Raw genomic sequence first — 14,667 nt, forward strand, 5'->3', positions numbered from 1 at the left:
ACCCGCCCGCCCTCTCTCTCAACCTGTCTAATTCCTCCACTAGGGGCGCGAAGATGAATAAACCCGCCCGCCCTCTCTCTCAACCTGTCTAATTCCTCCACTAGGGGCGCGAAGATAAATAAACCCGTCCTCTCTCTCAACCTGTCTAATGTCTTCACTAGGGGCGCGAAGATGAATAAACCCGCCCTCTGGGGAGAGGGGGAGAGGGGGAAAGGAAAGGTTTTTTTGTGAGTTTCGGCCAGATAGGTTAAAATTATTAAGAGATGTGAAATTTTTGCATTTCCAGATAATCTCTGTTATCCCAACTGATCAAGTATGTCTCTTCCCATTCGCAACGTTGCTATTATCGCTCACGTCGATCACGGCAAAACCACATTAGTAGATGCTCTTCTCAAACAGTCCGGTATTTTCCGGGAAGGGGAAGATGTCCCGGACTGTATTATGGACTCCAATGATATTGAACGGGAAAGGGGAATTACGATTCTCTCTAAAAATACCGCCGTTCGCTACGGAGAAACACTAATTAATATTGTCGATACCCCCGGCCACGCCGACTTTGGCGGAGAAGTGGAACGGGTGCTAGGTATGGTTGATGGCTGTATACTGATTGTCGATGCTAACGAAGGCCCGATGCCTCAAACGCGCTTTGTCCTGAAAAAGGCGCTAGAAAAGGGACTCCGCCCCATTGTGGTGATTAACAAAATCGATCGCCCCCGTGCCGAACCCTATGGCGCAGTTGATAAAGTTCTCGACCTATTCTTGGAACTAGGGGCAGATGATGATCAGTGCGAATTTCCCTATCTGTTTGCATCAGGTTTAGCAGGATACGCCAAACAGGACTTGGAAGAGGAAGGGGTAGATATGAAACCCCTGTTTGAGTATATTATCGACCATGTACCACCACCTGTAGGCGACCCAGAAAAACCCCTACAACTGCAAGTTACCACCCTAGACTATTCCGAATATGTCGGCCGTATCGTTATTGGTAAAATCCATAATGGGGTGATTAGAGCCGGACAACAGGCTGCTTTAGTTAAGGAAAATGGCGAGGTAGTCCGTAGCAAAATCACCAAGTTAATGGGATTTGAAGGCCTGAGCCGGATTGATTTAGAATCCTCTAGCGCCGGAAATCTGGTAGCTGTGGCTGGTTTCAGTGATGCAAATATTGGGGAAACGATTACCTGTCCTAATGAACCCCAGGCTTTACCTTTAATCCGGGTTGATGAACCGACCTTGCAAATGGCTTTCTCGGTGAATGATTCCCCGTTTGCAGGTCAGGAAGGTACTTATGTGACTTCTCGACAATTGCGCGATCGCTTAATGCGAGAATTAGAAACTAACGTCGCCCTGCGGGTTGAAGAAACCGACTCCCCTGATAAATTCATGGTTTCCGGTCGTGGGGAACTCCATCTAGGTATTTTAATTGAAAATATGCGCCGGGAGGGTTACGAGTTCCAAGTATCCCAACCCCAGGTAATTTACCGAGAAGTTAGCGGTCAACCCTGCGAACCCTTTGAATATCTGGTTTTAGATGTTCCAGAAGAGGCTGTAGGGAGTTGTATGGAACGTTTGGGTCAGCGCCGCGCCGAAATGCAGGATATGCGTATGGGGGTTAATGGTCGCGGCCAATTGGAATTTGTAGTTCCCGCCCGTGGTTTAGTAGGTTTCCGGGGGGAATTTATGCGGATGACCCGTGGTGAAGGGATTATGAACCATAGCTTCCTAGAATATCGTCCCATGAGTGGAGATATTGAAGCGCGACGCAATGGGGTGTTAATTTCTTTTGAAGAGGGGGTTAGCACTTTCTACGCCCTGAAAAATGCTGAGGATAGGGGTGTGTTTTTCATTACCCCAGGAACTAAGGTTTATAAAGGTATGATTGTTGGGGAACACAACCGACCCCAAGACCTGGAGTTAAATGTCTGCAAAACTAAGCAGTTAACTAACCACCGTTCTGCTACTGGGGATGAATTGGTACAATTACAGACTCCTATGGATATGAGTTTAGAACGTGCCTTAGAATATATCGGCCCTGATGAGTTGGTGGAGGTTACTCCTGAGTCCGTGCGTCTGCGTAAGGTGAGTAAAAAGTTGGTTAAACGCTAAACCTAGCTAAAACTGCCTTGTGGCAAGGGTTAAGTGGGCGGGGTTGCTCTAGCTGTTTATTACACAATACAGCGCGCACCCGCCCCTAAATTTTTCTGGGCCGGGGACAGGGAACCGTCAGGAAATCTTGACCCCCATTTAAATAAAGGTTATTGACATATTATGAATTGTGTTATAATTGATAAAATATACAAAACGTTCATCTCCCCCACCCGTTAACTTAACTGTCTGTTTGTCCAGTTATTGCTTAACGTTCTGAGGAAGACGGAAGTAGGGACCCATGCCCGAAGGAACGCGCCACATTTTGACAGTTGGTTGAAGGGAGTAAGTACAATGTTTGTACCTTCTTTGGTGGCTTTTTCCGTCGCTTGCTTGGCGATTTACTTGAGTTTTCAGACTTCTGAGGAGGTTGTTAAAGTTGGAGCGAGGGGGACTGCATTTGTCTGTTTATTGATCAGTCTGGTTTATGCACCTTGGTCAGTTTTGCTGGTCTTAATTGTTCCAGTATTGGCTTTCCGACTGGCATAACAGAGATTTGCGTGATTTTCTCCTGAAAAAATGACATATTTCGAGAACTGAGACAGGGATTTTGACAAAATTAGCCAGTTTTTTTATGGCTAATTATCCCCTGCCCCAGTCAGCCCTTACGGGGGTCTTTTTTTTAGTCTGGTAGTTTGTACTGTGCTACAATCCGTTTAGCAAAATCGGGGACGTGATTATCTAGTTTTTCTGGGTAATTGCGTTTTACATAGAGATAGTTGCGGGTGTAGTGAGAGTCGATGGAAAAGCGAGCATATTCTAAGCCTTTGGGTCCAATGCGTTCAATAACTACCCCCATCATTTTAGCGGCCCACATGGGTATGGTGACTGCTTTATCGTAGGCGGGAATGCTCTGTTGAACGGCTTGGTGGCGATCGCCTTTGGAAGATACGGGTTGAGTGTCTAGTTGGTCTTGAATCAGATCGAGCATTTCCTGTCCGCGATCGTTACGAACGACGATCCATTGCCAGCCAAAAGGAGCCCCCATATATCCTACCACCAAATCAGCCAGAGAGTTCACATAATCAAAACAACTGAGACAGGAGGGGGCAAAAATATCTTTCAGTTGGTTAGTTTTCAAGCCAAAAAATGGGACGGTTTCGGTGGAACCATCTTCGTGCTTAAAGTGGACGCGGAAATCCTGCATAAATTCATAATGGACAACAGTTTCCGGCGATCGGCTAGTAGTTTCCAAAAACTTTTGTAGACCGGCGCGGGTAACATTGTCAACGCAGGGAGTACCGAGAACATAGAGTTTTTCTAAGCCCATTTGTTTCTCAACGGCGCGCAGGGCTTGGATCTGACATCCTACACCGATAACGAGTAATTTTTTCATGCCCGATCGCTCTACTTCTTCCAAAACTGATAAGTTAGGGGAGAGGGTAGGCTTGTTGACCCTGGCGGCGAGAACTTCCTCCGGGGTCCGGGCGAGGACTGGCATAGGTCCAAAGCGATCCTCTTTAGTATTTTGGACACAAACCACCCCTTCGACTATACCTTGGTTAAGCATCTCACAGGCGATCGTGCTGACAATGCCTGTCCACTGTGCCCCTGGTATAGGTTCTTTTTTGCGGGCGGCCATCATATCCTGATGTACGCCAAAATACAGGTCATCTGAGTTGTCTAAATTACGGGATCTCCCGTGGGCTTGTTCTTCGAGGTTAGCGATCTGTTCGTTAAGAAAAGCACAGGCTTCCTTGACATAGTGGATATAGTAGGTATCACAAAGACCGCATTCGCTACAGAGGGCTTTAGCGGGGCGACGGCTTCCTGGTTTAAGGGCTTTGGCTTTCTGATGCGAGCGAGGTTGCTGTAATGAAGTCATTGAAAGCGTGTTTGTTATGTGTAAGATTCAGTGGCTTAATTTTAGCATTGAGGCGACCACTTGGGGATTACCTGAGAATTTATTGTATAATGATAAGTGTCTTTTTTCACCCTAGGGGGAGTAATAGGATAATTGATGAAGGGGAGATATCCTAATCATTAAAAAGGCGATCGCCCCCCAAATGTTTATTTTTTTATTAAGGGTTCTGAACTATTAAAACCGAACATCTGAGATGATGGATGACATGATTACTAACACTACCAAGAAACAGTTCAGCCAGTTCGGAACGCCCCCTTCTTCCCATGACGACTAAATCAGCATTCCAGGATAAAGACACCTCTCTAATCCAATAACCTGCCTCACCAATTTTATACTCAGATGTAGCCCGAATCCCCTCATGTTCACACTGATCTAAAAAAGTTTGTAGCCAATTTTTGATCTCATCAATTTCCTTAGCCATTAGTTCTTGTTGCACCTGCGCCGCCCGTCCCAAACCCTGTCCATAAATATCCCCAGCAGAACCAAAAGCCAGAGGAGACAGTCCCACACAATGAAAAATCTTCAGTTCTGCCTGTTCTACTTTAGCGAGGTGAAATGCTTTTTGGAACACGAGCTTACTTTGGGATGACCTATCAATGGCCACCAAAATTTTAGAATATTCCATAACCCGAACCAAATACGCCTTAGATTCATCATACCCCTTTATTGGAAGTATCAAATGAAATTATCAAATTTTCTGTTATGATATAAGGTTGCACTACAATATATGAAACGATATCAAAATGACCCAAAACTACCGCATTACCCTTCTGTCAGGTGATGGCATCGGCCCCGAAATTATGGCGGTGGCGGTGGATGTCCTCAAGGCTGTTGGTAAACAATTAGACCTAAGTTTTGAATTTAAAGAAGCGCTCATGGGGGGAGTGGCTATTGATGCTACGGGAGAACCGCTACCAGAGGAATCATTACAGGCTTGTCGCGATAGTGATGCGGTGTTGTTGGCGGCGATCGGCGGCTACAAGTGGGATAATTTACCGCGTCACCAACGCCCAGAAACGGGACTTTTGGCACTGAGAGCAGGTTTGGGGCTATTTGCTAACCTGCGTCCGGCTACTATTTTGCCTCACTTGATTGATGCGTCATCTCTGAAGCGGGAAGTTGTGGAAGGGGTAGATATTATGGTGGTGCGAGAGTTGACGGGGGGTATTTATTTCGGTCAACCCAGGGGTATTTTTGAGACGGAGACGGGGGAAAAACGGGGGGTCAATACGATGGCCTATGGAGAATCGGAAATAGACCGGATTGGACGGGTGGGGTTTGAAACGGCGAAAAAACGCCAGGGTCGCCTGTGTTCGGTGGATAAGGCTAATGTTCTTGATGTTTCTCAGTTATGGCGCGATCGCATTACGGCGCTGGCGGCGGACTATCCAGAGGTGGAATTGTCTCATTTATATGTGGATAACGCGGCTATGCAATTGGTGCGCTGGCCGAAACAGTTTGATACTATTGTGACTGGTAATTTGTTTGGGGATATCCTCTCAGACGCGGCGGCTATGCTAACGGGAAGTATTGGGATGCTACCTTCGGCGAGTTTGGGTGCTTCTGGTCCTGGGGTGTTTGAGCCTGTACACGGTTCGGCTCCAGATATCGCGGGACAGGATAAGGCGAACCCGTTGGCTCAGGTATTGAGTGCTGCTATGATGTTGCGTTATGGTTTGGACGAACCGGCAGCAAGCGATCGCCTTGATTCGGCGGTGTTACAGGTTCTTGATTGGGGATACCGCACGGGGGATATTATGTCTGAGGGTATGAAGGCGGTAGGCTGTCGGGAAATGGGCGATATGTTATTAAAGGCTTTGTCTGAACAGGGTTGATTAAGGTTCCTTCATAATTGCGATCGCTTCGGGTGAGGTTAATTCTGGGGTTAATTCTGGGGTTAATTTTGAGGGAGGCGATCGCTATTTCATCTGGTGATTATACTTGTTAAGGTTGGTGGATTTTAAGTATGGCTACAAGAAGAGTTTTTTAGCATACCTGACAAACTCTTTATCATTTTTATGTTCAACCCAAAAATTAGCTCAATGTGTTACTACTGTTAAAGGTTTAACATTTATTTATAATGATAGTCACTGATAGGTAAAGGCTTAAGTTGAGATAATTGTTTAGCTCAAAATAGCGCTATGCTTGTCGGGTGAGTAATTTAGTAATTAATTCAAAACTGCCCACTATTCCTTAATTACCTGGAAACAAAGCGAACATTTTCCGTTTGTAAATTCACCGCAACTGTTACATAAGATCCGGTCTGATATCCTGGTTCAAATATCCCTAATGTAATAATTGAAACAATAATAGAAATCAGAAATTGGAGCCAGTTTATCCCATGAATACCATACTGAATTAAAATTTCGTTGGTATTTTTGTCTCGAGAAAATTTGTAACGCCATCTTCCTATAACTTTAGGGTTTTTATTTTTAATTGCTGTTCTAGCTTGACTTTCAAAATTAGGCATTTTTTTGTTAAGAATACTTTTTGCTCGTAGCTGCTCACTTTCGGAAACATGACTACAGGCTGCCAGCAACAATACTAGAGATGTACTGCTTAAACCCAGGATAAAATAACGGCGTGAATGAAGTGCTTTTGTTGACATTGTTAAATCTCCACTTTGCTCAATTACGACAATGCCACAAACTTTAGGTATTTGGCTATACTTAAAAATCAGATTATGACGGAAGTTTTGTGAATAAATATTAACTCAATGACGCAAAATGACGCAAAATGACGAGCATCAACTAAGGTATAATGATTAAATCGATTAGCCTGTTTAAGTTAAATGGATGTAACAAAAGTTTTACAATTGGCAGATCATCTAGTGTTTCAGCAAACAGAAAAGCACTTAGACGACTCTCAGCAAACTGTGATTAAGGGAGTATGGGAAGGTAAAACCTATGATAAAATCGCTGATTCATGTCACTTGAGTGAGCGTCATGTTAGAGATATTGGTTATAAATTATGGCAAATATTATCTGAAGCATTAGGTGAGGATATAAAAAAAAATAACTTTCGCTCAACCTTTGAACGGTTAGAATTTAACTCATCACAATTCATTAATATTAATAGCATAGAAAGTAGTCATAATTTACAATTTTATTCATATCCTGGTCAGCCCTCAAATAGGGAGCAAATACATGATGATATATTCCAGAAAATCGATTTAAGTTTAGCGCCTAAAATTATTTGTTTTTCTAACCGAGAAACGGAATTAAAGAGGCTGGAAGAGTGGTTATTGAATAAGGGAAAGAGTCGTTTGATTGCGGTGTTAGGAGTATCTGGGATTGGAAAAACGACTCTAGTTAAAAGATTTGTAGATAAGCACTTAGATAGATTTGAAGTAATAATTTGGAGGGACTTAAAATTTCCCGAATCGTTGACATCGCTAGTTAATGATTTATTGAAAGTTAGCGAAGAAGAACCAAAAGTAACTGTGAGCGATCGCCTTAAACAACTATTAGGTTTCTTGACGGAAAAGCACTGTTTAATCATCCTGGACGATGTACAAAATCTGTTTACGAGAGGCGCATTAGTCGGACAATACGAAAGAGACTATCAAGATTATCAAAACTTTTTCCGGGCGATCGCCGACTTAGAACATCAGAGTAATGTTATATTAATCAGTCGAGAGAAATGTCGAGAGATGGAGTGTTTAGATGAGCAATTATATCCCATAAAATCTTTAGAGTTATCCGGTTTAGAGGATGTAGAAATCCTGAGAAATATGGGAGGAGGACTGCTGAAGGATGAGGATAATTGGTTAAAGTTAATCCAATTATATCAGGGAAATCCTGGTTATTTGAAACAGATTGCTTTTATCATCCACAACATTTTTGATGGTCATGTCGCTGATTTTTTGGCCGAGAATAGCTTGATAATCACCCCAGAAATGCAGTTTGGTTTTCAGCAGCTATTTGAGCGACTCTCACCCATAGAACAGCAACTTATCTTAGAGTTGAGCCAGTTAGATAAACCTTTAACTAGAGAAGATTTAACGGAGAGTTTACAGTTATCATCAATGGACTTAATTAACGGGTTACAGTCCTTACAGCAGCGATATATAGTTACGAAAATTCGAGAAAATCGGCTGTTGTTTAAGGTGTGTCCGGTATTGAGGGAGTATCTGCTCTGTTGTCAACAGTGATAGGAATTGGTAGAATGGATTGGTATAGTGATGTGGCTAAAGAGAGAGCGAAGAGAGCGATCGCACCTATTTGGGATGTTTTAGGTATATGCAGCCGACAAAAAAGCAAAAGCAAGATATTCTCACTTTTGCTTAACTTGTAATAATCTAGGGATGAGGGGATAATATAGGAATTACCCCTAGTTTGATTGTAGTTTACCTTCGGGACTGTTTACGTTTCCGGGGGGCGATCGCCGCCTCAGCCGGAAAACCAACCCTAGCGATCACCTGATTTTGACGTTCTTGTTCAAGGACTTTGAGTTCGGTATAGTCAACCCAGTGAATGCAATCAACCGGACAAGTATCGATCGCCTCTTGAATGACATCTTCGGAATCTCCATCCTGGCGAAACACTCGCGATCGGCCATGGTCTGGCTCAATATAGAATGTGTTTCTAGCCACATGAGCGCAATGCTTACAGCCAATACAAGTAGGTTCATCAACATAAACCCCTTTTTGGCGGAGTGTACCCCCCAACTCTGGCTCAAAACCAGAACGCTCAGGTGCATCCCGCAAAAACCCACCCAATTCCGGTTCTAACCCCGAACGTTCTGAGTGAGACTGTTGTGATGATGCAGACAATTGAGACATTAAGCACTCCAGCGTTGAACAACTAAGCGGATCGAGCCATCTTGATTATTGTGCTGTTCGGAAACTTGGAAACCTTGGGCGCTACTCGCGCTAACCACAGTGTGGAAAGCATAACGTTGAGTAACTTTTCTCAGGAAATGATCAACCGGGGTAGCTTGTTGCCAAAATTGCAAATCTGCCACCAGTTCATATTCCTGACCATTCCAAGCGAAGCCGATATCATAACCATTCTCTTGTTTGATAACCACTTCCGCCGCCATAGTTTGACCACGATAACCTCGAACCTCACGGGGTCCTGGCTTCCAGTCAATACCTAAATCAGTCAAAGCAGCTTTTAAAGAGGTGAGATTCCGAATTTGGGTTTTGATTTGGCTAAAGTGTGACATAGTTGGTAAATTGTGAATGAATTGCTTGAACGGTTATAGATAGAATTTACCAGTTACTCAAACCCACTTGAGCAGTGGCATTCTGAGACTGGTGATTCCCTTGGGCGAAATATTCAGAAGTTGTCTCCTGATTTAATACCACCCCTAACTCAGCTTCGATCGCCGCCGTAACCTCAGCACAGGAAGCACCAACAATTCCGGTGACTCGTTCCTGAACTCGGCCGTCGGGATGGATGATAAACTCTAGGGTTTCCATAGCTTAAATCGACTGCACAAAGTGGTCTAATACAATACCGACACCAGAGAAGATCTCTGATATAGGCAGGCTGTCAGCTAAATCAGATGGTTCTGACTGCACTGTTCAGACATCAGGGGTAATCAGTTGAACAAAAACCCCTGAGAACTTGACAAAAGTTATCAATGCCTGAAGCAGTAGGTTCATTATATGTTAAGTTTCGCGTAGATGCTCGGAACCGTCAAGGCATGGTACTATTGACCCGATAACATCTACTTCCGGCTCTCTGTATTTCCCCTCTGAGCCTGGGTAGGAGACGGCTGGCAGGGATTGGTCAGCTTTGCTACTATCCTTAGTTGAGTGAACTCACCAGACCAAAGGACTCGTTAGAGCTATGAATGTACAACAAGCAACTGGTAAGCTGAAGCATATGAATCTCAAGTCTCGCCTGATTGCTGGCGGTTTGGGGTTATTGGTGGCTATTTCTATTCCGCTGATTGGTCACGAAACCTTGGCTCGTACCCGCAGTAAAAGCGATTACGAACAGCGACTTTTTGATGCCGCTTTGGGATTTACTCTCTATTTTGAGGGTGGCTTTAGTGACCATCCAGCAGATATTGGCGGCCGCACCTATAGGGGTATTCTCCAAACTGAATATAATGCCTATCGTGCCAGCAGGGGTTTACCTCCCTTGGATGTGCTACAAATGTCTGATGCGGAAATGCTGGAAATTTATGATGGCTATTGGAGAGGTAGCGGCGCTCCCGCAATGCACCCGGCTTTAGCGATCGTCATGTTTGACACCGCCGTTAATTTTGGCATTCATAATTCCATTACTTTTTTACAACAAGCCTTGGGGTTGCCACAAACGGGGGTATTTGATGCCGAAACTCGCGCGGCTATGGAACAGGGTAACAATAAGTTTACCGCTCTCCAAATTGTGAATGAGCGCATCCTTTATCGTTATAAGCGAGTTCAGGAAAAGCCTAGTCAAATGGCTTTCTTTCATGGTTGGCTCAGTCGTGATTATAGTCTCTGGGGATATGTTAACCAGATTCAAAATTAATTGATATTCTGGGATTTATAGCCCTGCGATAACATGGGTTAGAGAGATATATTCCGGTGCGTCAGAGTTGCCAGTATTTCTTGTGACCAAAAAGCTGCTGGGTCTGACGCTACGGTACTATTTTGTATGTGGGGGATATCTTTAATCTATGACTGACAGCTTTTTTCAGAATAAACAATGGTTTTTTGACCGCTGGGCTCCTTTTTATGATTTCCTGCTAACAACGGTTTTCTATCAGGCTGTACATAAGCGTTTATTGGAGTTTGCGGAGTTTCCTAATTCGGCTAATATTCTTGATATTGGCTGTGGTACAGGACGACTGCTACAGCGTTTGGCTAAACAGTTTCCTGACCTTGAGGGGACGGGGTTTGACTTATCTCCTCAAATGATTAAAGAGGCTAAAAATAAAAATATCTATGGCGATCGCCTACAATTTCTACAGGGGAATGTTGAGGCTTTACCTTTTCCTGAGTCGAGTTTTGATGCCGTTTTTTGTACTATCAGTTTTCTCCATTATCCTCACCCTGAATTGGTGTTAGCAGAAATTAAACGGGTTTTGCGACCAGGGGGAGTTTTTTATCTGGCTGATTATACGGTTAATGATTGGACTGAATATCGAGAGGTTGCTGTCTCTCCTGGTAAGTTGCGGTGGTACAGCCGCAAAAAAAGGGAACAGTTGGCTAATACTGCGGGTTTGTCTTGTTTGAGTCATCACTACCTAATCGGTCCGGTTCTCCTCACTAAGTTTGTTAATTATTAACCAATGAACTCCCTCTTATTTTGACTTCCTCTCCGTCCGGGAGAGGCTGGGGAAAGCGGCTATGCACATAATCGCGTTTTTGTCAATAGGTGTAAAATCGGCCGTCCCATTTTCCTAAAAAACTCGTGCATCGCCAGCTTAATTTTTTCCTCAGAGAATAACTTTAAGCGCCATAGAATCAGGGTTGTAGCCTGTATTTTTGCATATAGACACAGTAACCCCTTGGGTGCGATTTATTTGAGTGTATCACAACCCCTATAATCTCGTCAACTATTTGCGAGCTATTAGCAATAAAAATGTAACAAATCTTAACAATCTTTGTAATATCAAATTCATCTGGCGGTATGAATTAGTTAAATTTATGTTTTTGGGGGTGAGCATGGCTGTTGGGGGTTGAACACCAAAACTAGGATCGAAGAGCGATCGCCTCCCAACGACAAAATTAATCAACTCCCCCTCTCTCTGTGAAGGTGCTATGCACATAATCGCGTTTTTGTCAATAGGTGTAAAATCGGCCGTCCCATTTTCCTAAAAAACTCGTGCATCGCCAGCTTAATTTTTTCCTCAGAGAATAACTTTAAGCGCCATAGAATCAGGGTTGTAGCCTGTATTTTTGCATATAGACACAGTAACCCCTTGGGTGCGATTTATTTGAGTGTATCACAACCCCTATAATCTCGTCAACTATTTGCGAGCTATTAGCAATAAAAATGTAACAAATCTTAACAATCTTTGTAATATCAAATTCATCTGGCGGTATGAATTAGTTAAACTTATGTTATGGGGGGTGAGCATGGCTGTTGGGGGTTGATGACCTAAACTTTCGCGGGGGAAACCGGATGATTATGGGGTTTAAAAGCTGGAAGATGCCAATATTCTGGGTTAAAATCTTCTAGGGAAGTCAGGACTTGATTAGCTTGTTGATAGGCGCTGTAGTCCATTTCTGGCGGTGGAATAGCCACAACACACATTCCCGCTTGTCGCGCCGCCATTACGCCAGCGAGGGAGTCTTCAAAAACTAGGCAATTTTCAGGTTTAGCGCCTAGTCGTTTAGCAGTAATTAAAAATATATCTGGTGCGGGTTTTCCTCTGGTTAATTCCGGGTCATCTCCTCTGACAATACAGCGGAATAGGGAAAACCAGGCTTGATGGGGTTGGGTTTTGGCGGTAAAGGGTCTGGTAGCAGAACTGGTGGCGACGGCTTGGGGGATATTGTGGTTGGCGAGGTGATGGGTAAGCCGAACTATTCCGGGTAAGGGGGGAACTTGGGGATAGTATTGATAGATAATTGCGTCTTTTTCCTGCAAAAATGCTTCGGCGGTTAGGGGTAATTGCAGGGTTTCTACAATTAAGGCGGCGGAGTCTTTAGACTTACGACCACAAAGTTGATATTGTAGGGTTCTATCAATGGTTTTACCATAACGGTTAGCGATCGCCTGATTGACTTTGGCATGGAGAGGTTCAGTATCTAATAGTATACCGTCAAGATCATAAATAACGTGGGTGATCGCCATAACCGATAGGGTGGTAATTGCTTTTAAGTGTTTGATATTCAGTCGAGAGACCCCCACCTCAGAAATAATTGAGGGGGGGTCAGTGACAATTAGCGAGCTACACCATGAGTGGGTTCTACATTAATGGGTTTGAGCAGATACAGGTTTAAGAACTGCCAACCATTAGAGATGTAGTGGGGTAGTTTTTGGAAGAACTTGACAAAACCAGGTGCGTTAGAATTAGCGATCGCACTTAGTTTCTCATTAGTCTTCACACAATGATCAAGACGTTGGTAGAAACTGGGGTGATTGACATTAAGGACAATGGGGAACACCCGACCAGCAGTTTCGTTAGTTTTTTCGATTACTTCGATGTCATAATCGCGAGCATTCAAGCCAATAGCTGCATAGAAGTCCGCACGCTGTAGGTCGTTTAGATACATAGTCGCGAATACAGACAGCAGGAAGAAGCGACACCATAGGCGAGCTTTCCAGTCGTTCAACAGACTAGGTTGAGACTTGAGCATGGCATCAAAGAAATCACCGTGGCGGTTTTCATCCTGACACCAGTTTTCAAAGAAACGGAAAATCGGGTAAATCCGGTCTTCTGGATGAGCTTCTAAATGGCGATAGATTTTGATGTAACGCCAGTAACCAATCTTCTCAGAAAGATAGGTAGCGTAGAAGATAAACTTGGGTTTAAAGAAGGTGTACTTACGGCTTTTAGTCAGAAAACCCAGATCCAGAGATAAGTTAAAATCGGATAGAGCTTTGTTAAGGAAACCGGCATGGCGTGCTTCATCTCGTGACATGAGCAAGAAGCACTCAGCCAATACAGGGCTTTTTTCTTTAAGGCGACGGCTGAGTTCTTTATAAAGCAGGAAGCCAGAAAATTCGGCGGTGCAGGAACGCTCTAAAAATTCTACAAAAACTTTCCGAGTTTCACCATCAATGTGGTCCCAGGACTGCTCAAATTCTTCGTCACGGACAAAGTGATGGCGATTGTAGTCAATGCGGAACTCTTCCAAGATCGCCCTGATTTCCTCTTCATTAGCAGAGATGTCCATTTTTTCCATCTCTTCAAAATCTGTGGTGTAGAAACGAGGTGTCAGGATGGTTTCCTTAGCTGGAACCTTAACTCCAGGACGTATCTCCTCAAATGTGGGTTTTTTCAGGGAATCTACCATAATGCTCGTGTTTTATTAATTATTGCCAGGGACTTGGTGTGGGCGATGGGCTACTATGGGCTGTACATCGCCCTTTAGTTAAAATGACCAACCCGTTGAGGGCTGCAATCAAAAGCGTTTAATATGCAACGTATTCCAGTCTAGCAAGTAATGGTGTCGCCTGCACAATCAATTCCGTTAAGAATTGCTACACCCACTGATCTGCACCAAAGATATTTCAGATGTGCGATCATGGTTATAGTCCCTTGATGTCAGGACTTGGAGGTTATCGTGAAAAAAATTACCACGAGTTATATATTATGGGCGATCGGCTTGATTACTCCCATCAGTGGTTTACATCGCCTGTACAATGGCCAAATTGTCACGGGTGTAATTTGGATGTGTACTTTGGGACTGTTCCGAGTTGGCCAGTTGGTGGATGTATTTTTGATTCCGAGTATGGTGGAGGAATGTAATGCTAAAGCACAGGCGAAGCTGGGAGTTGCGCCGGACGGTTCCCCACTTCCCCACAGTAACCCGGTGACGTTAAATGTGACTGGGGACTTGCAGGAACGTCTGCGAATGAGATTACTACAGGCAGCGGCGGCGCGGGGTGGTAAACTGTCAGTTACTCAGGGAGTAATGGCAACTGGGGCGGACTTTGAACGGGTGGAAAATGTTTTAAATGATATGTTCAAAAGGGGTTATGTTACTATTACCAATGACCCGGAGTCTGGTATTGTGATTTATGATTTCCACGAGTTGTAAA

15 protein-coding genes and 1 riboswitch are annotated in these 14,667 nt (G+C 44.0%); of the genes, 7 read left to right on the forward strand and 8 right to left on the reverse strand.

Annotated features, from left to right (window positions below; all coding sequences use genetic code 11):
- The first annotated feature begins 315 nt into the window (after nt 1-315).
- Both typA and P5674_RS02595 read left to right on the forward strand, forming a co-directional pair.
- Nucleotides 316-2,106, forward strand: a complete 1,791-nt coding sequence (gene typA, locus P5674_RS02590; protein WP_006617677.1) for a translational GTPase TypA — start codon at nt 316-318, stop codon at nt 2,104-2,106.
- A gap of 194 nt (nt 2,107-2,300) precedes the next feature.
- Nucleotides 2,301-2,405: riboswitch (Glutamine riboswitch) on the forward strand.
- A gap of 34 nt (nt 2,406-2,439) precedes the next feature.
- A complete protein-coding gene (locus P5674_RS02595) occupies nt 2,440-2,634 on the forward strand; it encodes a hypothetical protein (protein ID WP_006617676.1) in 195 nt (64 codons plus the stop codon).
- A gap of 133 nt (nt 2,635-2,767) precedes the next feature.
- Here the strand turns inward: P5674_RS02595 and P5674_RS02600 are convergent, their stop codons facing one another.
- On the reverse strand, nt 2,768-3,970 hold the full coding sequence (locus tag P5674_RS02600; protein ID WP_006617675.1) for a Coenzyme F420 hydrogenase/dehydrogenase, beta subunit C-terminal domain: 1,203 nt from the start codon (nt 3,968-3,970) through the stop codon (nt 2,768-2,770).
- 196 nt (nt 3,971-4,166) lie between these two features.
- Nucleotides 4,167-4,634, reverse strand: coding sequence for a universal stress protein (locus P5674_RS02605; RefSeq protein WP_062945601.1), 468 nt, complete (start codon nt 4,632-4,634; stop codon nt 4,167-4,169).
- Nucleotides 4,635-4,752: 118 nt separating this feature from the next.
- Between P5674_RS02605 and leuB the strand changes: the two genes are divergently transcribed.
- Complete coding sequence (leuB, locus tag P5674_RS02610) at nt 4,753-5,844, forward strand: 3-isopropylmalate dehydrogenase (protein ID WP_006617673.1); 1,092 nt, start codon at nt 4,753-4,755, stop codon at nt 5,842-5,844.
- A 362-nt stretch (nt 5,845-6,206) separates the two neighbouring features.
- Here leuB and P5674_RS02615 read toward each other — a convergent pair whose 3' ends face one another.
- Entirely contained in the window at nt 6,207-6,617 is a 411-nt protein-coding gene (locus P5674_RS02615; RefSeq protein WP_006617672.1) for a hypothetical protein, read from the reverse strand.
- Nucleotides 6,618-6,800: 183 nt separating this feature from the next.
- Here P5674_RS02615 and P5674_RS02620 point away from each other — a divergent pair, with 183 nt between their 5' ends.
- Entirely contained in the window at nt 6,801-8,162 is a 1,362-nt protein-coding gene (locus P5674_RS02620) for an NB-ARC domain-containing protein (RefSeq protein ID WP_006617671.1), read from the forward strand.
- A 195-nt stretch (nt 8,163-8,357) separates the two neighbouring features.
- On the opposite strand, the gene P5674_RS02625 is transcribed toward P5674_RS02620, so the two are convergent.
- From P5674_RS02625 to P5674_RS02635, 3 genes are read right to left on the reverse strand one after another with little or no spacing between them, the layout of a single operon-like run.
- Nucleotides 8,358-8,792 carry a ferredoxin gene (locus tag P5674_RS02625; protein WP_006617670.1) on the reverse strand — a complete coding sequence of 145 codons (435 nt, stop codon included), beginning with the start codon at nt 8,790-8,792 and terminating at the stop codon, nt 8,358-8,360.
- Nucleotides 8,792-9,178: a DUF1257 domain-containing protein gene (locus P5674_RS02630; protein WP_006617669.1), complete on the reverse strand. Its 387-nt coding sequence runs from the start codon at nt 9,176-9,178 to the stop codon at nt 8,792-8,794. Before P5674_RS02630 ends, P5674_RS02625 begins: the two co-directional genes overlap by 1 nt.
- Before the next feature lie 46 nt (nt 9,179-9,224).
- Complete coding sequence (locus P5674_RS02635) at nt 9,225-9,434, reverse strand: DUF2997 domain-containing protein (protein WP_006617668.1); 210 nt, start codon at nt 9,432-9,434, stop codon at nt 9,225-9,227.
- A gap of 373 nt (nt 9,435-9,807) precedes the next feature.
- Here P5674_RS02635 and P5674_RS02640 point away from each other — a divergent pair, with 373 nt between their 5' ends.
- Nucleotides 9,808-10,479: a glycoside hydrolase family 108 protein gene (locus P5674_RS02640; RefSeq protein WP_035736316.1), complete on the forward strand. Its 672-nt coding sequence runs from the start codon at nt 9,808-9,810 to the stop codon at nt 10,477-10,479.
- Between the two features lie 148 nt (nt 10,480-10,627).
- Nucleotides 10,628-11,239: a class I SAM-dependent methyltransferase gene (locus tag P5674_RS02645; RefSeq protein WP_006617666.1), complete on the forward strand. Its 612-nt coding sequence runs from the start codon at nt 10,628-10,630 to the stop codon at nt 11,237-11,239.
- A gap of 815 nt (nt 11,240-12,054) precedes the next feature.
- Here the strand turns inward: P5674_RS02645 and P5674_RS02650 are convergent.
- Both P5674_RS02650 and acsF read right to left on the reverse strand, forming a co-directional pair.
- Complete coding sequence (locus tag P5674_RS02650; protein ID WP_035736314.1) at nt 12,055-12,753, reverse strand: HAD-IA family hydrolase; 699 nt, start codon at nt 12,751-12,753, stop codon at nt 12,055-12,057.
- 89 nt (nt 12,754-12,842) lie between these two features.
- The gene (acsF, locus tag P5674_RS02655) at nt 12,843-13,919 is read right to left on the reverse strand and encodes a magnesium-protoporphyrin IX monomethyl ester (oxidative) cyclase (RefSeq protein WP_014274498.1); all 1,077 of its coding nucleotides are present in this window, start codon (nt 13,917-13,919) and stop codon (nt 12,843-12,845) included.
- A 270-nt stretch (nt 13,920-14,189) separates the two neighbouring features.
- Between acsF and P5674_RS02660 the strand changes: the two genes are divergently transcribed.
- Nucleotides 14,190-14,666, forward strand: a complete 477-nt coding sequence (locus P5674_RS02660) for an NINE protein (protein ID WP_006617351.1) — start codon at nt 14,190-14,192, stop codon at nt 14,664-14,666.
- The last annotated feature ends 1 nt before the right edge of the window (nt 14,667 follow it).

The organism is Limnospira sp. PMC 289.06 (assembly GCF_032350395.1).
Classification (GTDB): Bacteria; Cyanobacteriota; Cyanobacteriia; order Cyanobacteriales; family Microcoleaceae; genus Limnospira; species Limnospira platensis.

What these genes read in the sequence shown, in the direction of transcription:
- leuB (WP_006617673.1), top strand. Translation starts at nt 4,753, where the DNA reads ATGACCCAAAACTACCGCATTACCCTTCTGTCAGGTGATGGCATCGGC.
- P5674_RS02645 (WP_006617666.1), top strand. Translation starts at nt 10,628, where the DNA reads ATGACTGACAGCTTTTTTCAGAATAAACAATGGTTTTTTGACCGCTGG.
- P5674_RS02620 (WP_006617671.1), top strand. Translation starts at nt 6,801, where the DNA reads ATGGATGTAACAAAAGTTTTACAATTGGCAGATCATCTAGTGTTTCAG.
- P5674_RS02635 (WP_006617668.1), bottom strand. Translation starts at nt 9,434, where the DNA reads ATGGAAACCCTAGAGTTTATCATCCATCCCGACGGCCGAGTTCAGGAA.
- typA (WP_006617677.1), top strand. Translation starts at nt 316, where the DNA reads ATGTCTCTTCCCATTCGCAACGTTGCTATTATCGCTCACGTCGATCAC.
- P5674_RS02615 (WP_006617672.1), bottom strand. Translation starts at nt 6,617, where the DNA reads ATGTCAACAAAAGCACTTCATTCACGCCGTTATTTTATCCTGGGTTTA.
- P5674_RS02650 (WP_035736314.1), bottom strand. Translation starts at nt 12,753, where the DNA reads ATGGCGATCACCCACGTTATTTATGATCTTGACGGTATACTATTAGAT.
- P5674_RS02605 (WP_062945601.1), bottom strand. Translation starts at nt 4,634, where the DNA reads ATGGAATATTCTAAAATTTTGGTGGCCATTGATAGGTCATCCCAAAGT.
- P5674_RS02600 (WP_006617675.1), bottom strand. Translation starts at nt 3,970, where the DNA reads ATGACTTCATTACAGCAACCTCGCTCGCATCAGAAAGCCAAAGCCCTT.
- P5674_RS02625 (WP_006617670.1), bottom strand. Translation starts at nt 8,792, where the DNA reads ATGTCTCAATTGTCTGCATCATCACAACAGTCTCACTCAGAACGTTCG.
- P5674_RS02595 (WP_006617676.1), top strand. Translation starts at nt 2,440, where the DNA reads ATGTTTGTACCTTCTTTGGTGGCTTTTTCCGTCGCTTGCTTGGCGATT.
- P5674_RS02630 (WP_006617669.1), bottom strand. Translation starts at nt 9,178, where the DNA reads ATGTCACACTTTAGCCAAATCAAAACCCAAATTCGGAATCTCACCTCT.
- P5674_RS02640 (WP_035736316.1), top strand. Translation starts at nt 9,808, where the DNA reads ATGAATGTACAACAAGCAACTGGTAAGCTGAAGCATATGAATCTCAAG.
- acsF (WP_014274498.1), bottom strand. Translation starts at nt 13,919, where the DNA reads ATGGTAGATTCCCTGAAAAAACCCACATTTGAGGAGATACGTCCTGGA.